Below are 20,709 nucleotides of genomic sequence, written 5' to 3'. Positions count from 1 at the left end.
CGATCTTACGGGGGAGTAACCGCAACTACACCTCCTCCCACACCTCTACTCATTTGAGGAAAGCTTTGACTTGTATTGACCACAGTCACCCGCCACAACTATCCACCGAGACGTACACAACTGTGCGCATAGCACGTAGGCAATAGTATTCTCTGTCAGAGCCGGTCCGGCGCCTGCCGGAGGTGCTGACGGTGGAGGAGATCGACCGGCTGATCGACAGCATCGACCTGAGTACGGCTCACGGCGTACGCAATGCCGCTATGCTGGAGCTACTCTACAGCTGCGGGCTGCGGGTCAGCGAGTGCTGCGAGCTAAAGTACGAGCACATCTTCCTCGAGCACAAGTACCTCCGAGTGATGGGGAAGGGGAGCAAGGAACGGCTCATACCGATGTCCGACACAGCGGTGGCGCGGATAGAGGACTACATCCCGATCCGGCAGGAGATCCACGAGAAGCCCGGCTACCGGGACTACCTCTTCCTGAGCCGTCTCGGGCGACCGCTCTCGAGGCAGATGGTATTTATGGTGATCAAGGAGCTGGCAAAGGAGGCCGGCATCCAGAAGCCCATCTCCCCGCACACCCTACGCCACTCCTTTGCCACCCACCTACTGGAGGGTGGCGCCTCCCTCTCCGCCATCCGGGATATGCTCGGGCATGCCGACATCGCGACGACGGAGATCTACACCCACGTCGAGCTGACCGGCCTCCGCGACGAGATCCTCACCCACCATCCCCGCAATAAGTAATTCCCTCGTCAGCCGCGTCTTGGCGGAAAAAGGAGATAGCGGATCTTGCGAAGGAGATACGGTAGACGCCCCACCTCCAGCCCAGGGATACGGAAGTGGTGGTCTCTCGCAAAGCAACGGATATCGGCTATCATCTCCTGCCGATCTGCCTGTACCGCTTTGTGTCGATCCGGATCTAGCAGGAGTGATCCCTCATTTCGCCTATAGAAATACTCCGCCCCGGGGACGGTGACGATGCGATCAGCGTAGTAGACCGCTCGGAAGGAGAATGGCAGATCCTCGCAGTACCGCCCAAGAGGGAAACTGAGCTCGTGCTCTCGGATAAGATCGGTCCTGATTAGGTAGCGCCAGGCGTAGCCCCACTTGCCGACATAAGTAGCGCGCATCTTCTCCTCCACATCGGAGAAGACCCGCTCCTTGGTGAAGAGCTGTGTGTACTGCGGTGCCGCCTCATTGACCATACCTGCGAAAGCCATATCGGCATCGTTCCGCTCAGCCGCCTCTACGAGTCGCTCGTAGAAGTGACTGCTGATCTGGTCATCTACGTCGAAGAAGTGGATGTACTTCCCCCTTGCCTCCCCGATCCCTCTGTTGCGGGTGTAGGAGCTGCCACCATTCTGCTCATTTCGGAGGACGGTCACCCCGGGATAGCGCGAAGCCCTCTCTACGGAGCCGTCACTGCTACAGTCGTCGATGAAGAGCACCTCCAGCTCCTCATAGTCCTGCTCGTGGATGCGGTCGAGGCAGCGGTCGACGTACTTCTCGCCATTATAGCAGGGGATGATGATCGTGACAAGTGGCTTGGGATTCATGGCTTGAGTTCTTCTGTAAGATCGGTCTGACGAGAGGCAAAGAGCCTGCGGCGGAGGTACTCGAGTCCGAAGCGGAGGAAGCCACCATTCACCCCCGGTATGCGCTCGCCCTTCTCCTCCGCAAATCGGCGAACCTCCTCCCGTGACAATTGCCTGTCTCTCCTTCGCCTCAGCTTATGAGCCTCGTCCCGGGTAGTCAGGATCGAGCCCTCGTTGCGGATGTAGAGATACTCGGCATCAATGGCGGTGGAGACCTTTTGTGCGAAATAAAAGGCTCGGATGGTAAAGGGGATATCCTCCATAAGGCGTCCCTCGGGGAAGGTTATCTGATGCTCCCGTAGCAGTGAGGTGCGGAAGAGGTAGAGCACCGAGTAGCCCCAGCGACCGGGATAGGTAATGCAGTACTTGGATCGCCCGGTATAGGTCTTGATCTGCGAGAAACGCTGATTATGGTAGTACCGCCCTTGGAAGACCGCACCGCCGATCACGATATCCGCACCGGTAGCCTGTGCTGACTCTGCCATCCGGAGGTAGTAGTCGGAGCTGACCCGGTCGTCGACATCGAGGAAGTGGACGTACCGCCCATGCGCCAGCTGTATCCCTCTATTTCGGGTGTAGGCGAGGCCTCTATTTGAGTCATTGGAGATCACCGTCACCTCCGTATACTCCGCAGCGAGGGCGACAGAGTCATCCGTACTACCGTCGTCGATCAGCAGCACCTCCAGGTCTCGGAAGCTCTGCCGCCGGATCGAGTCGAGGCAGCGATGCACATACTTTGCCCCATTGTAGCAGGGGATGATCACGGTGATGAGTGGAGTCATATATCTATGGATCTGAAGCGCTCGGGCAGCCTGACTACCCGCTTGCGACCGGGCATGAGTGGCTTATTCCAGGCAAAGAGGGGGCGAAAGAGTCTCTGTAGGCGGCGCGCCCTTCTCAGGATTCGATCTGCGTCAATAGGTGTGCGGGTGGAGGTGAAGTGAATGGTCCTCGCACGTCGGGAGAGGTGATTTCCCCAGTCCACACCCCGCTCGCCCTGCCGTGCTTTCACCATCTCGAGGTCGCAGTAACCGGCATGGATCAGGTAGAGATCGGGAAGGATGTGGAGGTTGTGCCCCCTCACTCTGTGGAAGCCGCTTCCCCAGTCGAGAGGGCGGGTGAGGATGCAGCTCTTAGTGTAGCGAGCGGTTAGCACGGCATAGCGACGCTGCTCGAGGAGGGAGCGATCGGGATCCAGAGGAGCCTCTTCGTCAAGTCGCTGTCCCAGGTCAAGTCCCAGAGCTGAAGCGTGGCTCTCCGGTCGGTGCTCCGAGAGGTACTCCCTCAGAGAGAGACCGGTCCGAGGGTCGGGCACGACGAATTCGTCACTGTCGGTCCCGAGGATTAGATCGTACCCCTCATCGAGCAGATGATGAGCTAGTCTCGTCAGGAGTCCGATGCGATACTTATCGCCTGCCGAGCGAGAGAGAGACCGATGGGGCAGTTTCGTGATATGGACCTCCTCCGGTGTGCCGACTGGGATCTCCTGATCCTCCCCATCGAGGTATACATAGAGGTGATCGTACCCCAGCTCTCGTCCGTAGTAGCGGATCCATCGGGAGAGGAAGAAGGAGTCGTTACGCGCCATCGTCACAGCGGCTATCCGTATCGTATCACTCATCGCATCAGTCGCTCTGTCAGGTCGGTCTGACCACCGCGTAGGCGATTGGAGACCTTGTGCAGGAAGTAGGAGATGAGGTGGGAGTCTCGTCCCGGTCGGCGATGCACCCCGTGTGCAGCGAGGAAGGTCTTGACATCCTCCTCCGCAAGATCATATCCCTCGGCAAAGGCTCTCCTCACCTCCGGATCGTCCGACTCCGTCAGAGAGTCCGCCTCGTAGCGGTAGAGATACTCCGCCCGGGGAGCAGTCGCCACCTTATTGGCATAAAAGAGTGCCCGGACGGCAAAGGGCAGATCCTCCACGAGTCGTCCGACCGGGAATCGAAGATCCTCATGACGGCGAATAAAGTCGGTGCGGAAGAGGTATCTCCAGACCACACCTATCTTGCAGACATAGGTGACCCGAAGCTTGTCCATCGTCCCTGTGTAGACCCGAGGGGTGCGGAAGATCTGAGACTTCTCCGGCACATACTGGTAGACGAAGCTACAAGCGGTGACGTCTGCCCCGGTCTGCTCTGCGCGCCGAACCATCGCCTCATAGAAGTTGCTGCTCACCTCATCGTCGACGTCGAGGAAGTGGAGATACTTCCCCTTCGCCTCTTCGATGCCTCTGTTGCGTGTGTAGGAGACACCCCGATTGGTCTCGTTGCGCAGCAGTTTCACAAAGGGATACTTCGCCACCGCATCAGCCGTCTCATCCGTACTGGCGTCATCGATCAGTAGCACCTCCATGGGACTATAGCTCTGCCTCTCGAGGGCGGAGAGACAGCGCCCCACCACCTTTGCCCCATTATAGCAGGGGATCACCACAGTGACTAAGGGACTCATACTACTCTGATAAAATCTGTGTCAGGAAGCGCTCCCACTCATCGGTGATCGCATCTATGTCGTACCGGTGCGACCACTCTCTGCCGGCCCGCGACATCTCCTCCCGCCCGGCATCGTCCTCCATCAGTCGGGAGAGGCTCTCAGCGTATGCTCTGAGGTCAAAGGGGGGAACCATCACCCCCAGCCGCCCCTCATCGGTGACATCCCTGAAAGCGGCATAGCTGTCGAAGGCGATCGGCACCACGCCATACTGAAGCGCCTCGAGGATCACGAGGGGCAATCCCTCGTAGCTGCTCGAGGAGACCAGGACCGCAGAGCGGCTTAGGTAGGGCTGCGGGGAGCGCACGCCCTCGAAGTGGATCCTCTCCAGATGGAGTGTCTCCGCCCGCCTCCTCAGGTCACGCTCCACCCGCTCGTTTCCCCCTCCCACGATGTAAAGCGACCAGTCCGGGAAGCGATCCTGTATCATCCCCCACACATCCAGCAGGCGGTCGGTTCGCTTCTGACCGTAGTCGAAGCGTCCCACATAGAGGAGCATTTTCTCCTTAGGAAGCTCTGCCGGTATTTCGGTCGGGTCGTAGGTGTTGGGATTGGAGATACTGATCAGCTTGCCCTCCGAAGCGTTACCTACCAGGTCTCTAAAGATCGGTACATAGGAGGGCGAGAGAAGCACGATCGCATCGCCGACTCTCGAGATGAGCCGCCACTGTCGGAGAGCCTTGTGGCGCCGGAAGAGGTACTCCGCCCGGTGGAGGAAAGGAGGTGTCCGGCGCTTAAACTTGTACATCGTCGGATCGGTGTGGATCTCAAAGACAAGTCTTGCCCCCAGTCGGTCGGCCACCTCGGCGAGAAGCAGTGCCAGCCGACGGCGGTAGGCATTGTGGCAGACGATCACATCGACGTCGTGGACTCCGAAGTACTCCACCAATGCATCAAAGTTAGCCTTGGAGCGAATACGCTGCTTATCCGGCAGAAGGAGGTTCTCAAATCCCTCTACCGAGGGATAGCCCTCCTCCACGGCTGCCAGACAGACGTGGTGCCCCCGGGCGGTAAGCGCACGGGCAACTCGGGCACCGACCGCTTCGATCCCGCCCATGACCGTATTGAAGGTCCACCAATTGACAAACGCTATATTCAAAACTCTCTACTCTGACTTTTGGTGCAAGTTACTCATAATTACCGAGAGGGCATACGCCGAAGTTCCCCTCAGACCTGCGCCCCCAAACTAAACCCGGTAATAGTGATCACTAATACCGGGTTTAGAATTCACAGACCTCTATCCCGCTCGATACGATACTCCCCGGCGCCTGCATAGGGGATGAATGCGGGATATGTCGGGGGTGTGGTGTCAGAGAGGGGAACCGGCGGAAAAGTCCCTGCAGGATCGATCCGGCGCGTGATTAACGACGGCTCTCAAATGCGTCACCTCTCCTCTTGCCCCGGGATTACCGAGACCAAGAGAGAGATAACCCTTATATTTGCGGTGAAGTATCAGGCCAGCTACTCGCAAAGCCACCGGTGATATGAAGATAATAGACTATTTCAAGAGACTGAATCATCGTCGGCTGTCTCGCCGACAACCACGGAAGCATCAGAGGGCTGCCGCCGTCTGGTACGGACTGATAGACGATTACTACAAGGGGAAGGCTAAGCACTACGAGGTGATACCGAAGCACCCGGAGTTGGTGGGGGAGAAGATCATCTGGCAGTACTGGGCACAGGGTCTCGACGAGAGTAAGCTCCCGGAGATGATCCGCCTCTGCTACGCCTCGGTGGATCAGCGCAGGGGAGACTACCGGGTGATCCGTCTCTCGGATGAGACGGTCAGCGAGTATATCGATCTCCCTCCGATCGTGGATCAGGTGCGGCAGTCCAATCCTGCGATGATGATCGCCTACTACTCAGATATACTGAGGCTGGCACTCCTCTCCGCTTACGGAGGCGTGTGGCTCGACTCGACGATCTTTATGGCCGGACCGTTTGAGCCTTACTATACGGAGCCGGAGTTCTTTATGTTTCAGAGAGATCCCTCGGAGCCGCTAAAGAAGTACTGGCGGGATCATCTGCCCTTTGCCTTCGACTGGCGAGAGGAGTATCGGACCAATGTGCAGAATGCGATCATCTTTGCGAAGCCACAGTCGGAGGTGATCGGCACGCTGCTGGATATCCTGATCCTCTACTGGGAGAGGAAGGAGGATCAGAAGTTTCCGGAAGTGTACTTATTCTTCCACATACTCTTCGACTGCCTGGTGGGGCGAGAGGATGGTCGGCTCCATGACCACAATTGCCGGAGGATCAGCGATACGAATGTGGAGATCCTGCAGCGGATGATGTTTGACGACTGGCCCGCCAAGTACGGCACGACGGAGGAGATCCTGGAGCGATACCACCTGCAGAAGATGACCTTCAAGGTCGATCACCCCACCTACCTCCACTTAGTGGAGCTCTTAGAGGAGTCCGGTCACATGCCTTACATTTAGACTTACTGGGCGGTCTCGTCGGTGTCGGAGAGCAGGTCGGAGAGGACGAAGAAGCTGCCGCCGACGAAGAGGGTCCGGACAGAGTGCGCCCGGCAGTAGTCGATCGCCGCACGGTACGCCTCCCGCACATCCTCGATCACCAGCACCGGCTCGATGCCGTGCGACCGAGCGTGCTCGGCAAAGTCCGCACCGCTCATCGCGCGCTCCACATGAGCCCGAGTGCAGATGAGATGCGTCTCCCTCGGCAGCCGCTCCAGCACGTGGTCGACATCCTTGTCGGCCGACATACCCAGCACCACGGCAAGCCCTCCGTCCCCGGCCCACGTCTCGAGCTGAGGACCGAGGTAAGCCCAGGCGCCGATATTGTGCCCGGCGTCGATGAAGATCCGCGGGTCGCTCTGCCGGATCATCTGTAGCCGACCGCTGAGACCGAAGTCTGCCACCCGGGCGACTCCCTCCCGGACCATCTCCGGGGTGATCCCATACCGATCGCGGATCAGCTTGATCGTCTCGAGGACGGTCCCGAGGTTCTGCAGCTGGTATGCTCCCATGAGTGGCAGATCGATGGTGCCAAAGGTCTTTGTCTCCACACGGTACCCTACCCCCTCGATCTCCTCGTGCGACAGGATCTCATCCGACCGATCCGCCAGCGTGAGGGGTGCCTGCTCCTCAGCTGCCTTAGCCCGCACCACCTCCAGCACAGGCTCATCGATGCTCCGCCCCAGCACCACCGGGGTATGAGGCTTGATGATCCCCGCCTTCTCATGAGCGATCTCGCCGAGCGTATTGCCGAGGAACTGCATGTGATCCATGCTCACATTCGTAATCACGCTGACGAGGGGGCGGAGGACGTTGGTGCTGTCGAGCCGACCGCCCATACCGACCTCCACCACGGCTATGTCCACCCTCTCATCCACAAAGTAGCGGAAGGCGAGCGCCGTGGTAAGCTCAAAGAACGACGGCTGCAGGTGGTCACCCAGGTCGTGGAGGAATTGCTCCACAAATCGGGTGATATACTCCTCAGGGATCATCTCCCCATTGATCCGAATCCGCTCCCGGTAGGTGACGATATGGGGCGAGGTGAAGAGCCCCACCCTCAACCCGGCCGCCCTCAGCACGGAGGCGAGGAGGTAAGAGGTAGAGCCCTTACCATTGGTCCCCGCCACATGGAGAGCGGTCAGCTCTCTATCAGGGCGACCGCAGGCGGAGAGGATCTCACGCGTCCGCTCCAGCCCCGGTTTATAGGCTCTTCCTCCCTCGATCTGATAGACCGGTAGTTGCTTAAATAGAAAGTCCAGTGTCTCCTCGTAAGTCATAGTACTGCTTATTGTTTCTTGGTCGTTGGTTTCTTAGTCTGGGGGCGGCGCTTCGTTGCCGGATGCTGGCGGTCGTAGAGCTGCCGGAGGTACTGCCCGGTGTAGGACTCCTTGCACTCCATCAGCTCCTCCGGCGTGCCGGCAAAGACGAGGTGTCCCCCCTCGAGACCGCCCTCGGGTCCCAGGTCGATGACGTGATCAGCCAGCTTCACCACCTCCAGATTGTGCTCCACGATGACGACGGTGTGCCCCGCCTCCACCAGCCTCCGGAAGGTTCCCATCAGCGTCCGTATGTCGTGTATGTGGAGGCCGGTAGTAGGCTCATCAAAGATAAAGAGGCACTTCTCCGAGACCCCGGCGAGGTAAGAGGCGAGCTTGAGCCGCTGACTCTCCCCTCCGGAGAGGGTCGAGGAGGACTGCCCCAGGTGGACGTACCCCAGCCCCACATCGCTCAGCACCTGCAGCCCCTGCAGGATGGAGGGGACCTCCTTAGCCTCCTCCGTGAGAGGGGTGAAGAAGTCGATCGCCTCCTCAACCGTCATCTCGAGGAAGTCGTAGATATTCTTGTCGTGGAAGGTCACCTCAAGGATGTCGTCCTTGAAGCGCTTGCCGTGGCACTCCTCGCAGAGGAGCCGCATATCGGCCATAAACTGCATCTCCACGGTGACATAGCCCTCGCCCTGACAATTTTCGCACCTACCGCCCTCGCGATTGAAGGAGAAGTCTCCCGGTCCGAAGCCCATCTGTCGAGCCAGCGGCTGCTGCCCCATCAGCGACCGCAGGTCGTCGTAGAGGCCGATGTAGGTGGCGGGGTTGGAGCGCGAGCTGAGGCCCAGCGCATCCTGATCCACATACTCCACCCTGTCGACGGCATTGAGGTCCCCTCTCAGCCCCTTCATCTCCAGCTTGACACCGGAGAGCCCATAGAGCAAGTACTTGCTCATCCCCTCGTAGAGCAGGTCCTTCATCAGCGTACTCTTGCCGGAGCCACTCACCCCGGTGACCACTGTGATCACCCCGAGAGGGATGGAGACATCGATATTCTTCAGATTGTGCCGATAGGCGCCCTTGATATCGATAGTGTGGGAGAAGGGGTGCCGCTCCTCCGGCCACGGGATCATCATCCGCCCCGTCAGGTACTCCACCGTCAGGCTCTTGCTCTTCCGTGCCGGCAGTTCCTTTGGACTCCCCTCATAGACGATCTCACCGCCGAGCCGTCCCGCCAGCGGTCCCAGGTCGACGAGGTGGTCCGCCGCGCGGATCATCTCCTCATCGTGCTCCACCACGACCACGGTATTGCCGGCATCGGTGAGTCTCTTGACGATGTCGATCAGTAGGTGGCTGTCCCTCGCATGAAGTCCTATCGAGGGCTCGTCAAGGACATAGAGCGCACCGATGAGTCCACCACCGAGCGAGGTGGCAAGGTTGATCCGCTGACTCTCGCCCCCGGAGAGGGTCCCCGAGACGCGGTCGAGGGTCAGGTACCCGAGGCCGATGTCGACTAAGAGCCGCACCCTGCGGCGGAGCTCATCGAGCAAGCGCGCGCCCACCTTCACATCCTCCTCCGGCAGTTCGAGCGCATCCAGCCAGTCTGCCAGCTGGCTCACCGGCATCTCCACGAGGTCGCCGATGTCCTTGCCGCCCACCTTGACATAAAACGCCTCCTTCCGCAGCCGCCGGCCCTGACAGTCGGGACAGAGCGACCGACCCCGATAGCGTGCCAGCATAATCCGGAAGTGCATCTTGTGCTGATTCTCTCGCAGGAAGTCAAAGAAGTCATCGATCCCCCGGACCCCTCTCCCGCCATGCCAGAGGAGGTTTTTCTCCTCCCTCGTCAGCTCGTGGTAGGGGGTGTCGAGGGGAAATCCCCGATCCCCTGCCTGGGTCATAAAGCGCTTCTGCCAGCGAGACATCTTGGGTCCGTGCCAGCACTGGACACACCCCTCACGGACGGAGAGGGACTTGTCGGGCACCACGAGGTCCTCATCGATCCCCATCACCATGCTGAAGCCCTCACAGGTGGGGCAGGCACCGATGGAGCTATTGAAGCTAAAGAGCTTGTCCGTCGGCTCCTCGAAGACGATCCCGTCCGCCTCGAAGCGGTCGCTGAATGAGCGCGCCCCGCCTCTCCAGACGATCCGACAGTCGCCATGTCCCTCAAAGAACGCGGTCTCCACCGAGTCCCCTACCCGACCCCGGGCAGCATCGGCATCACTCTCCACCCTCAGGCGGTCGATCACCAGCAGCATCTCACCGAGCTGCCGGGCGGAGGGGAGCTCCTCCTTCCCCTCTACGAGATCATTGATCCGCTGCACCTCGTCCCCGACCAGCACGCGCGAGTAGCCATTAGCCCTCAGGATGGCGAGGTGGTCCATCGGCGACCGGTCGCCGGGGATGAGGAGCGGGGCGCAGATCATGTAGGGCGTGCCCTCGCCGAGGGACTGGATAAAGTCGACCACGTCCTCTGTCGTCTCACGCTTCACCTCCTCCCCACTAATGGGGCTGAAGGTGTGCCCCACCCGGGCGAAGAACATCCTCAGGTAGTCGTAGATCTCCGACGAGGTGCCAACGGTGGAGCGGGGGGTCCTATTGGGGATCCTCTGCTCGATCGCGATGGCGGGCGGGATGCCGAGGATATAGTCCACCTCGGGCTTGGCCATCTTGGCGACAAACTGTCGGGCGTAGACACTCAGGCTCTCGACGTAGCGCCTCTGACCCTCCGCGTAGAGGGTGTCAAAGGCGAGCGAACTCTTTCCCGAGCCACTCAGACCGGTGAATACGGTGTAGTGGTCCCTCGGGATCGAGAGGGAGACATTCTTCAGGTTATTGACCCGGACGCCATGCGCCACGATGTACTCCTCGGTGTCGATGGGGTCTGTCTGAGGGTCTTCGTGTAAAGTCTTTTTCGCCATAGATGATGCTGCTGGTGAGGATCCGACATCAGCCGGGACCTCCATAGGTCATTAGCCCGTAAAGGTACCCATTTTTGCAGACCCCCACCCACCCCTCGAGCTTTTGCCTGCAGGGGTGACGTTTTTGGATTTGCCCGAGGTCTCCCGGGTAAAAAAACGAGCACGCCTGTCGGGGTGCTCTTCCTGCCGACCTCCTTAGGGTCATCGGACAGGAGCGCATGTGAAGACCGCTACATAGGCGACTTTCCCGCATCCGAAGGATGCACGCTCCATAGGCATCGGTCGAGGCACGAAGTGCCGATGACCGATGTATAAGCGTACACATCATCCCTCGACCCCTTGCGGGTCGCCGGCATTGGAGATGTCTGCTCGGCGACCCACAAGGGGTCGAGGTGGTAGGCTGGGGCTCTGTACATCGGTCACCGCTTCGCGGATGACCGATGCCTATGGAGCGAGCACCCCTGTCGGGGTGCATCGTTCACCACCCTTCACAATGAGTGGATAGGCTTCTGTACCGCTCAAATGCGTCACCCCTGGCTCTTGCCTGTGGCGAAAAACTAATACCGATATTAGACTTTTCTAATACCGATATTAGTCGAGCCTAATATCGGTATTAGTTTTCTCTTTTACCGGTATTAGATTTCGCTCTCCTCAGGGCGGTGCGGCAGAAATCGTTAACTTTGTCATCCACAGATGACAATTTAGGAAGAGAATCCATGAGAGAGACCAAGATAGACTTCATCCGCCATACCCGCCTACACAACGTCGATGGCTCCTTCTGCTACGGAGCATCCGACCTGGATGTGGCAGAGAGCTTCCGGGAGGAGGCGGAGAGCGTGAGGCGCGCCCTCGAGGGGCGTACGTACGATGCCACCTTCACCAGTCCGCTCAGGCGCGCTCGCAAGCTCGCCGCTTACTGCGGCTACGAGACAGCGACGATAGATCCTCGGCTGGCGGAGCGAAACTTTGGCGAGTGGGAGATGAGGCCTTGGGATGAGCTCTACAGTGAGATCCGCCGTCAGCCCGACCTGCTCCTCCTCGAGGAGCGAAATCCCGAGCTGGTGACGCCTCCGGGAGGTGAGAGCATCGATGAGATGCGTCGCCGAGTCACGGACCTCGTAGAGGAGGTCTGCCTCCATCCGGAGTGGGAGCGGGTAGCCTTCTTTTGCCATGGTGGCGTGATCAATATGGGCCGGTGGATCAAGGGGGTGATAGACTTCTCTGACCTCTTCATCGACATACCCCACTACGGCAGCATCACCACCCTGAGCTTCACGCCCGATGAGCTTGCGCATAACGAGTAAGCGACACTTTTGGTACCTTTACCTCACAGATAACCAATCAATCAATGGGGAGAGATGAGTAATAGATCCACAAGACCCTGTCCGGTAGGCGGCAGCACCGACTGCTCCACGGCACGACCATTCTTCATCGGTATGATCGTCGGTATCGTCGTACCCTGCACTGTGACACTGCTGGTCGATCGGTGCATACGGCGATCTCAGGAGAGTTGCCCGCCCACAGGCGCGCGACATATGATGTATGACGACGGCTCTCTGGAGCCCGAGCTATTATCAGAGAGATGACTACGAAATGAAAAAGAGAAAGTTCCTCACCCTCGGCGGACTCATCGCCATCGCAAGGAAGCAGGTGGGCAGGATGTCCGTAGAGGATATAAAGAGGTATGGAAAGCACTTTAGCGAGCTCGGGCTCAAGGAGAAGGTCCAAGAGGTGGCACGTCTCGCCGGCGAGCAGATCCTGCTCCCGGTGCTGCGTCTATGGTACGTCTTCCGTGCCGACAGCACCCCGGCGGTCCGCAAGGCGTACATCGCTGGTGCGCTGGGATACTTCATCCTGCCGGTCGACCTGATCCCCGATGCGCTGGGGCTCCTCGGCTTCTCCGATGACCTCGGCGTGGTGCTGATGATCACGAAGTGGGTCAGCGAGCTGATCACACCCGAGATCGAGGCGCAGGCGCAGGCGACCTACCGCAAGCTCACCCCCTGCCTCCACTCAGCCGACACCCACTTAGTCACCCGCGAGTAGATCCTCCGACCGAGGAGCTACTCACTGTCACCCTCCTGCCGGTTAAAGGCTCGAGGGAGTATCAGGTTGTCCGGCAGCTGAGACTCGTCCCCGATGGACTGCCAAAGGAGACGTCGCACCGTCGCCGGCTCCCACCCGGCTATGCCGCATCCGATGAGAGTGAGGTAAAAGGTGTTACGCGGGTGCTGACGCACGTATGCGATGAAGCGCCTTAGGCTCGCTCTGAGCTGCTCCTCAGTGACCCGATGATGGACGGCATCGAGCGTCGGGATGGCGTAGGTCCTCCCCGAGGGTCCCTCACCCATCCCCCACTCTGCCCCGAAGCGCTCAAAGGCCTGCAGCGCTGCCCCACCGCCGTGATGGCCGAGGGCATTGGAGCCAAAGACAAAGACCTCATCCGGACCAAGGGCGGTGATCAGGTCAGGGGTATATCTCTCACGATTCATAGGCTTCGACTTTTTAGGGTAAAAAAAAGAGCGCACTACGCTGGTCACCGGGACCACACGTAATGCGCTCGTTGCGTTTGTTTGCGACTTGGACTGAAATAGGGGGTCAGAAGCGGAATGTGAGCGAAGCGACCATCCGATTGGTCACCGTGCTCATCGCCGCACCCTCAGAGGAGATGCCTGGAGCAACCACCTGACCCGACGACTGGTCCTTCACCTCGCCCGCGCCGGGGAAGGGGAAGACCCGCTCGCTTGCCTTGCCCCTCACGTAAGCGAGGTCAAGGGTGGTCCGACCGAAGAGTCGGCAGCCAACCCCCGCAGAGATGGTCTGGTAGCTGTCCCTCAGCACCGCGTCGGTGATCGCACCGCTCGCGATATAGTCGTAGGCCATCACGTTGCCCTCTTGAGGGCGGATGCCCTCCGACTTGAGCCCCCCATCGGAGTAGCTGTAGCCGGCACGCAGGTAGAAGCCGCTCACAGGGCGGATCTCCAGACCTACGCGGTGGGTCATCTGACTGCCGTAGTCCTCCTTGAGGAACTGGTTGGCGTCCTGGAAGTTACCTCCCTGCAGGCGAGCAGAGCCGAGGTCACGCCAATTAAAGTCGTACGTCACCATACCGTAGCCACCGAGGAAGACCATCGCGCTGGCGGTCAGGTCACCGGGAAGCACAAGGTCGTAGGTATTGGTCATGTCGTCCGAGCCATTGGTGTAGAGCGGCTCGAGCTCTCCCTTGCCATTGGTCCTATTATTATTGTACCACTGGGTCGTGGTAGAGAAAACCTCATTGTAGCGACCAAATTGCGGCGTATTGTAGGAGATGCCGACACGACCGAAGTCGCCCACGGCAGCCATCAGACCAAACGTGGCACCGACAGTACCGCCGGAGACGGTCAGATTATTGCCGAGCTCGGTGTAGTAGACCTGGTCCTCGACATTATACTTAGGCTTGTAGGTGTAGTGGAAGTCCTCCCGATACATGGACGACCGTGCGTAGGTCGATGATGTAGTCCGGAGGGTGGCTCCGAAGTAGACCTTGTCAGCCCAGCTACCACCGATGGTGAAGTCGTACATCTTGCGGGACCCTTTCTCGGAGACATTGAGCCGCCCAGCGTCCGGCTTGAGGTACGTCACATTGGACTCGGCATACTTGTCGTGAGCAAAGGGATCAATCGCTGCATAGGTAGCGGGGACGTAGACATTGTCATAGCCCGGTCTCGTCTCAATAAAGCCTCCATTGTACGCCATCGTGCCGAGGAAGTAGGGCGAGCTCGCCATATCTCCGAGGGTCTTGTAGGGCGCACCGAAGAGGGTCGCCTTATTGGCGATATACTCCGAGAGGCTGTACTCAGGATTGACGGACCTCATCTCGTAGTCCCGGTCGTAGTCGTAGAGGGAGCTCATCGAGGCACCCATGACCACTCTCCAGTCAGACGTAGCGAGGTAGGGATTAGAGATCGGGAAGATGAAGCTGAGGTGGTCGAGGTTGCCGACCCACCTGCTCATATCGGCTCCCTCCTTATCCTGCCAGTTGGTGGAGCTCTTGACGTGACCGACATTGAAGCCAAAGGTCACCTCGCTCGAGCGGTAGAGCCCGATGCCGGCAGGATTGACGGAGACCGCAGTAGGATCAGCGCCCAAGGCTCCGACGGCATTGCTCATCCCCTGAGCACGCGCCGTACCATAGGTCTCCCGCATACTATTGCGGTAGACATCGGTGGGAGCCTGCGCCATAGCGACACTCACCCCGAGCAGGAGCGTGGACGCCAAGAGGGGAAGGACTATCTTATTGCGTGACATTGTAGTATAATCTATGCTGATGAGAGGGGGGATGGCCCCTGATGATTAGCGACGACCGCCTCCGGTGCCGTTATTGCGCGTGGTCGTAGTCGTCGTGGTCGTGGTAGAGCGAGACGGCGTATAGGAGCGGGACGGCGTGCTGTAGGTGCTACGTGAGGTACTGTAGCTGCTACTTGAGCTGCTGCTTGAGCCGCTATTCCACCGCGAGGTGGTCCGGTTGGTCGAGTAATTTCCCCCATTGCTGTAGGTATTCGCCCGAGTGGTACCGATGGTGGGACGGCGACCGCCATTGACGTAGCGGGAGTTATTGGAGCGGGTATAGCTTACCCCATTGCCGCCATTGCTCCAGCGGGACACATTGCCCTGACCGAGTGCGCGACCATAAGTGGCGGCGTGACGGTCGTAGTAGCTCTCCGTGCGACGTGCACCGGGCGTGTAGCGACGAGAGAAGTCCCGGCTGTACCAGCCATCGTAGTAGCCACCCCAGTAACCACCGCCATAGTAGCCGTAGTCGTAGGGATAGTAGCGATAGTAAGGTCTCGACCACGTGTAGCCAAAGCTATAGTAGCCACCCCAGGGGGAGTACCACGGATCATACCAGGGGTCATACCACCCGGGGTAAGACCAGCGGCCAGCGTACCACGGGTCGTAGTAGCCATGACCATAGGCACCACCATACCAGGGATAGTAGTAGGAGGAGTACGCGCCACCCCAGCCATAGCCTCTATAGCCACCGTACCAGGGATCTGTATTGATGGTGATGTAGACGCTATTGTTGCGATCCCATCCTCTGCCGTAGTAGCTCTGAGTCCACGGGTCGTACTCATAGTCATCCATGACGTACACCCTCTGCACGTCATCGAGGACGATGCGGCCATCATCCTCACCATTGAAGCGTCTCATCTGGGCAGCGTACTTGCCTCCGTTGCGAGGCGTATCTAGGTTGTCCAGATTACGCTCCATATCCTCGACCGTGACCCTCATGTCACGGCGGTTATACCAGTCTGTAGCCCGATCCCGGGCCTGCAGCTGAGCATCGCGTATGGAGTCGCGCTTAGCCTGGCGCTGTCTCTCCAAAGCCATCTCGCGGGCGTATGCCTTCTTAGCCTGCTGACGTGCTACCCGAGCCTTAGAGGGGGTCAGGTACGCATCGTCCTGCGCTTGTCCGACATAACCCACAGAGACTGCCGCCAGCATTAGCGCGGCAGTTAATATCCGATGTAAAGCTTTCATATCGCGTCGTTAGTCTAATAAGTTATACTCACCATCTCTTCTGTGGACAAGAGTGTCATGGGATACTCGATCCCATCCGCAAGGTACGAAAAAGTATGATACTTCGCTCCATACCGCACACTCCCTATCTACTACTTGGATCAAATTGTGAGCCAATAGTTTAACCACGCCCGCTCTACAGCTCAGAGACTGATCGAGAGATCTACTCCGAAGGTGAGCGGAGCACCCTTCTGGAAGAGATCCTGGCCGAAGAAGCTGAAGTAGAAGGGGTGGTACTCCGTATTGAGCAGGTTGCGGCCCCAGAGGGTGACGTCGACGAGACCGAGCTGGACTCCGGCGCGCGCTCCGAGGAGGGAGTAGAAGTCCTCCCGTACCGTATTCTCCGGATCACGGTAGATCGGTCCGACACCGCTGTACTCCACGGAGGCGTGTACCGCCTTGAGGACGCGGCGGTCGAGTCCCTTGTGGTAGCTCAGGAGCGCGGAGGCGGTGTTCTGTGGCATATAGGGGACAAAGTTGCCTGCCATATCTACCTTCTTCTTCTCGCCGGTGGGGCTAGTCACGCTCGCATGCCAGACCTCAAACTTCGAGGCGGCATATCCGTAGGAGGCTGAGGCACGCAGACCCGGGAGGATCTGCCACGCAGCGGTCACCTCCACACCGGTGCTGCGACTGCGTCCCGCATTGTCCACATACCGACCGGCACTGGTTGTGACGAAGCGGGTGATCTGCTGATTGGAGATCCGGGTGTCAAAGACAGTGGTGGTCAGGAGGAGGCGGTTCTCGAAGAGCCGAGCCCGGAAGCCCACCTCATAATTGATCCCATACTCCGGCTCGTAGGCGGCAGCCTTGGGGTCAGATGGCACGATCGGCAGATTGTTCCCATCGATCGGAGCAGGGCGCCCAGGCTTGGCTCCGGGCTTCGGCATCAGGCTGGCAAAGGCGGCCTGCATAGCCGTCTGAGTCATCACCTGATCGCTGTATCCTCCCGTCTTGTACCCGCGAGAGACAGTGATGAAGGCATTGAAGTCATCAGTCAGATCGTAGCTCAGTGCCAGCTTAGGCAGAGCGACGAGGAAAGTCTGGGTGCCGTGATCCTTCACACGCCCACCGATCGGCTGGGGCATGCGCATCACCTTGCCCCCGCGGTTCATCTCCATGATGACCTTCGAGGCGAAGTCACTGTCGTAGTCAAAGCCCTGATGCTCGAGGTCGACCCGCAGCCCGGCGGTCAGTGTGAGGTGTGGGATGAGGAAGTCATTGATGCTGCCCTCCACGTACGCGGCAACGCCGTAGTCCTTCTTCCAAGACTGATTGTTATTCAGCGCCATCTCCGTGTCAGCAAGCAGCTTTCCCGGCATCTTGATCCCCTTCTTCGCCATCATCGCCATAGCGCGATTGAGCTGGGGCTGCACCAGCTTCTGCAATCCGTCAGGGTAAATCTCCACCGGGGAGAGGTGGTCCGAGTAGAGGTAAAAGGCTGAGAGCCCCGTGGTCCAGTGGAATCGGCCCTCTCCCTTTGACTTCAGTGCCAGCTCCAGTGTCGTGGCAAGCTGCTTCTCCCGCTGATTGACCGAGAAAACATCCGCCGGGCTGTAGTCCTGATCCATATGGATCTTTCCGTGGAGGTACTCCACGCCTCCGGTCACATGGAGGTCTGCCTCGTCTCCGGCATAAGTGTAGCTAATCCGCTCCTGGGTGGAGAAGCGCTTGTACGTCCCGGGGCGATTGATATTAGGTGCCATCACCTTACCCGTCTCGGGATCCTTAGGGGCGTAGGGGAAGGCGCCCTGGTCCACTCCGTCGGCATTGGCTGAGAGAATCAGGGTATGAGCCCCCCTTCGCCACTCACCGCGAATGGTCCCGCCTCCCGTGAGGGAGCGGTCCAACTTCTTCCCATCGTACTGATTAGTGTAGTAGCCGCCGAGGTACTGGACATATCCGCCCACAGTCAGTCCCCACTCCGGCGATAGCAGCGTGCGGTAGATCGCCTGTCCTCGCCCGGTCATATAGCTCCCCCCACGGAGCAGTACCTCCAGCCCTTGCTTCTCAAAGGGGCTGACCGTCCGCACGTGGATGTTGCCGGCCATCGAGTTGCGCCCATAGGTGGAGCTCTGGCTGGCAGACATGACGCGTATCGATGCGGCATCGAGGATGTCTTTCTTCAGCGTCTGAGTAAGCGTCGGCACTCCATCGATGTAGAGGGAGGCAGCGGAGGAGCCACTACGCGAACCGATCCCTCTGTAGTAGATCGGGGCATTGTATCCCGAGCCGTAGTCCGGGATATAGAGTCCGGGGACCAGCGCCGTCAGGTCGGTCATATTCTGCAGGTGAAACTCCCGCATCACCGTCGGTGTGATCATCGTGACACCGCCCGGCACACGCCAGAGCTCATTTGCCTCCTTTACCAGAGGGGTCTGCGCATAGACTCGCACCTCCTCCAGCTGCCTCGTCTCGAGGCTGTCTACAGGCACCTCGTCCCGATCGATAGGGGTTACGGCAAGAGCGACCTGAGAGACCGCCAGGAAGGACAGAGTGTAGATGAGTTGTCTCATGGGTAGGTATTTACCAGTATTGTCAAAATTAAACTCTATTTCAGACCACAAAGATAGGCAAAAATAAGAGTCCCCAACCTCCCAAGCCACCACGAGGATAGGCGGGAATATGATTAAAAAGTTTCTGTACTTTTGTACTCTATAGAGCTAACTGCGCATTTTCCCATCACAAGTGAGATATGATATGATCGAGAAGCCATTGGTAAAGTTCTTCGAGGAAGCATTCCGCAAGCACTGGATCCGCCCGGCACTCTGCAACTACGACACCGGGACCATCTATAGCTACGCCGAGGTGGCGCGCGGGGTGGCGAAAGTCCACCTCCTCCTTGAGGCCTCCGGCGTGAAGAAGGGGGATCATGTGGCTCTGCTGGGCGAGGATAGTGCCGAGTGGTGCGTTGTCTGGCTCGGCGTCGTCACCTACGGGGCGGTGCTGGTGCCGATACTGCCCGCCTTTACCCCCGAGGACACGATGCACCTCGTAGAGCACTCCGACTCTGTGGTGATCTTCGTCGGGCCGGAGCATATCTCCTCCCTTGACTCCAAGAAGATGAAGGCGATCCGCGCCACCTACCGGATCGATACGCTCGCCCCTCTCCCGGACTTCACGCCCCACAAGGAGTACCGGACCCTCGATGCCGACCAGCTGATGACGGAGCGCTACCCGGATGGCTTCCGCAGGAGTGACGTGGTCTACGACAAGGTGTCCAATAGCGACTTCGTCCTCCTCAGCTACACCTCGGGCACCTCAGGCTTCAGTAAGGGCGTGATGCTCTCGGCAAATAACCTTGCCGCCAATATCAATATCACCCACACGAGGGGCGTCTTCCGCCCCGGTCAGCAGATGCTCAGCTTCCTGCCGCTGGCGCATGCGTATGCGCTGATGTTTGACTTCCTCTCCCCGCTCACCAGCGGCGCTCAGATCTACATCCTCCGCTACAAGCCCACCCCCACGATCCTGATCAAGGCCCTGCAGGAGGTGCGGCCTCAGGTGGTCCTCTCCGTGCCCCTCGTCTTGGAGAAGATCTACAAGAGCATCATCCTCAAGAAGATCAACGCCTACTCTCACGCCGTCAAGACGATCATCGGCATCCCTGTGCTCAACCTCCTCGTCTACAATCGCATCGGAAAGATCATGATCGACACCATGGGCGGGAGGGTCGAGCAATTCATCGTCGGTGGAGCGGCGATCAATGACCAGGTGGAAAAGTTTGTCCTCAATACCGGCTTCCCCCTCACGGTCGGCTACGGCATCACCGAGTGTGCGCCACTCATCAGCTACGTCCCTCCGCGGGAGCACAAGTACAGCAGCTGCGGCAAGGTGCTCCCCGAGATCGAGCAGGTACGCATCAGCCCGGTGGAGGGGAGCTTCCAGAGCGACTCCTCCGGTCACGAGGTGGGCGAGGTACAGGTGCGCGGGGAGAATGTCTGCCTCGGGTATTATAAGAATGAGGAGGCGACCAAGGCACTCTTCACCCCCGACGGCTGGATGCACACGGGCGATCTCGGCTTCATCGATGCCAATGGCTATGTCTACCTCCGCGGTCGGAGCAAGGCGATGCTACTGACGGCAAATGGGCAAAATATCTTCCCCGAGGAGATCGAGTCGCTCTACGGCTCTAGCCCACTTGTCTCGGAGTGTGTGGTGGTGCAGCGCGACTCCAAGCTCGTCGCCATCGTCGTCCCCGACTTTGATGCACTCAAGGCCGATGGGAAGGTAAAGCAGAAGGAGGTCGCCGAGGTGATGAATACCCTCCGCGATATGATCAATCAGCGGCTGCCGATGTACGAGCAGGTAAGTGCCGTGGAGCTGAGGGAGGAGCCCTTCGAGAAGACCCCGAAGCAGAGCATCAAGCGCTACCTTATCAAGTAACTTCCTAA

16 protein-coding genes and 1 pseudogene are annotated in these 20,709 nt (G+C 59.1%); 5 read left to right on the top strand and 12 right to left on the bottom strand.

What is annotated here, in order from left to right; all coding sequences use genetic code 11:
- Positions 1–167: 167 nt before the first annotated feature.
- Positions 168–746, top strand: a pseudogene (locus QZR17_RS04230) (tyrosine-type recombinase/integrase); the annotation flags it as partial.
- A gap of 8 nt (positions 747–754) precedes the next feature.
- Here QZR17_RS04230 and QZR17_RS04225 read toward each other — a convergent pair.
- The 5 genes from QZR17_RS04225 to QZR17_RS04205 are packed head-to-tail and all read right to left on the bottom strand — an operon-like array spanning position 755 to position 5,183.
- Positions 755–1,558, bottom strand: a complete 804-nt coding sequence (locus QZR17_RS04225; RefSeq protein WP_297128037.1) for a glycosyltransferase — start codon at positions 1,556–1,558, stop codon at positions 755–757.
- On the bottom strand, positions 1,555–2,379 hold the full coding sequence (locus QZR17_RS04220) for a glycosyltransferase family A protein (protein WP_297128034.1): 825 nt from the start codon (positions 2,377–2,379) through the stop codon (positions 1,555–1,557). The genes QZR17_RS04225 and QZR17_RS04220 overlap by 4 nt, the downstream gene beginning before the upstream one ends.
- Positions 2,376–3,218: a glycosyltransferase family 2 protein gene (locus QZR17_RS04215; RefSeq protein WP_070466689.1), complete on the bottom strand. Its 843-nt coding sequence runs from the start codon at positions 3,216–3,218 to the stop codon at positions 2,376–2,378. The genes QZR17_RS04220 and QZR17_RS04215 overlap by 4 nt, the downstream gene beginning before the upstream one ends.
- Positions 3,215–4,045 (bottom strand): glycosyltransferase, encoded by an 831-nt coding sequence (locus tag QZR17_RS04210; protein WP_070466685.1) that lies wholly within the window; start codon positions 4,043–4,045, stop codon positions 3,215–3,217. Before QZR17_RS04210 ends, QZR17_RS04215 begins: the two co-directional genes overlap by 4 nt.
- Position 4,046: 1 nt before the next feature.
- A complete protein-coding gene (locus tag QZR17_RS04205) occupies positions 4,047–5,183 on the bottom strand; it encodes a glycosyltransferase (RefSeq protein ID WP_148130700.1) in 1,137 nt (378 codons plus the stop codon).
- A 385-nt stretch (positions 5,184–5,568) separates the two neighbouring features.
- On the opposite strand from QZR17_RS04205, the gene QZR17_RS04200 reads away from it, so the two are divergent.
- Positions 5,569–6,525 carry a capsular polysaccharide synthesis protein gene (locus QZR17_RS04200; protein WP_297128028.1) on the top strand — a complete coding sequence of 319 codons (957 nt, stop codon included), beginning with the start codon at positions 5,569–5,571 and terminating at the stop codon, positions 6,523–6,525.
- Between the two features lie 2 nt (positions 6,526–6,527).
- On the opposite strand, the gene QZR17_RS04195 is transcribed toward QZR17_RS04200, so the two are convergent.
- Positions 6,528–7,841 carry a folylpolyglutamate synthase/dihydrofolate synthase family protein gene (locus tag QZR17_RS04195; protein ID WP_297128025.1) on the bottom strand — a complete coding sequence of 438 codons (1,314 nt, stop codon included), beginning with the start codon at positions 7,839–7,841 and terminating at the stop codon, positions 6,528–6,530.
- An 8-nt stretch (positions 7,842–7,849) separates the two neighbouring features.
- Positions 7,850–10,753: an excinuclease ABC subunit UvrA gene (uvrA, locus tag QZR17_RS04190; RefSeq protein ID WP_297128022.1), complete on the bottom strand. Its 2,904-nt coding sequence runs from the start codon at positions 10,751–10,753 to the stop codon at positions 7,850–7,852.
- A gap of 716 nt (positions 10,754–11,469) precedes the next feature.
- Here uvrA and QZR17_RS04185 point away from each other — a divergent pair.
- Entirely contained in the window at positions 11,470–12,057 is a 588-nt protein-coding gene (locus QZR17_RS04185; protein WP_297128020.1) for a histidine phosphatase family protein, read from the top strand.
- Between the two features lie 41 nt (positions 12,058–12,098).
- Here the strand turns inward: QZR17_RS04185 and QZR17_RS04180 are convergent, their stop codons facing one another.
- The gene (locus QZR17_RS04180; protein ID WP_297128016.1) at positions 12,099–12,245 is read right to left on the bottom strand and encodes a hypothetical protein; all 147 of its coding nucleotides are present in this window, start codon (positions 12,243–12,245) and stop codon (positions 12,099–12,101) included.
- Positions 12,246–12,346: 101 nt separating this feature from the next.
- On the opposite strand from QZR17_RS04180, the gene QZR17_RS04175 reads away from it, so the two are divergent.
- On the top strand, positions 12,347–12,799 hold the full coding sequence (locus QZR17_RS04175) for a YkvA family protein (RefSeq protein ID WP_297128013.1): 453 nt from the start codon (positions 12,347–12,349) through the stop codon (positions 12,797–12,799).
- 17 nt (positions 12,800–12,816) lie between these two features.
- On the opposite strand, the gene QZR17_RS04170 is transcribed toward QZR17_RS04175, so the two are convergent.
- The 4 genes from QZR17_RS04170 to QZR17_RS04155 all read right to left on the bottom strand — a co-directional run bounded on the left by QZR17_RS04170 (position 12,817) and on the right by QZR17_RS04155 (position 18,831).
- Positions 12,817–13,245, bottom strand: a complete 429-nt coding sequence (locus QZR17_RS04170; RefSeq protein ID WP_297128010.1) for a hypothetical protein — start codon at positions 13,243–13,245, stop codon at positions 12,817–12,819.
- Between the two features lie 106 nt (positions 13,246–13,351).
- On the bottom strand, positions 13,352–15,043 hold the full coding sequence (locus tag QZR17_RS04165; protein ID WP_297128007.1) for a hypothetical protein: 1,692 nt from the start codon (positions 15,041–15,043) through the stop codon (positions 13,352–13,354).
- 45 nt (positions 15,044–15,088) lie between these two features.
- Positions 15,089–16,276: a hypothetical protein gene (locus QZR17_RS04160; RefSeq protein WP_297128004.1), complete on the bottom strand. Its 1,188-nt coding sequence runs from the start codon at positions 16,274–16,276 to the stop codon at positions 15,089–15,091.
- Positions 16,277–16,458: 182 nt separating this feature from the next.
- Complete coding sequence (locus tag QZR17_RS04155; protein ID WP_297128002.1) at positions 16,459–18,831, bottom strand: TonB-dependent receptor; 2,373 nt, start codon at positions 18,829–18,831, stop codon at positions 16,459–16,461.
- Between the two features lie 184 nt (positions 18,832–19,015).
- Between QZR17_RS04155 and QZR17_RS04150 the strand changes: the two genes are divergently transcribed.
- Positions 19,016–20,701 carry an AMP-binding protein gene (locus tag QZR17_RS04150; protein WP_297127999.1) on the top strand — a complete coding sequence of 562 codons (1,686 nt, stop codon included), beginning with the start codon at positions 19,016–19,018 and terminating at the stop codon, positions 20,699–20,701.
- The last annotated feature ends 8 nt before the right edge of the window (positions 20,702–20,709 follow it).

This window comes from uncultured Porphyromonas sp. (assembly GCF_900541275.1).
Taxonomy (GTDB): domain Bacteria; phylum Bacteroidota; class Bacteroidia; order Bacteroidales; family Porphyromonadaceae; genus Porphyromonas_A.
This window is presented reverse-complemented; position numbering and strand designations above follow the sequence as displayed.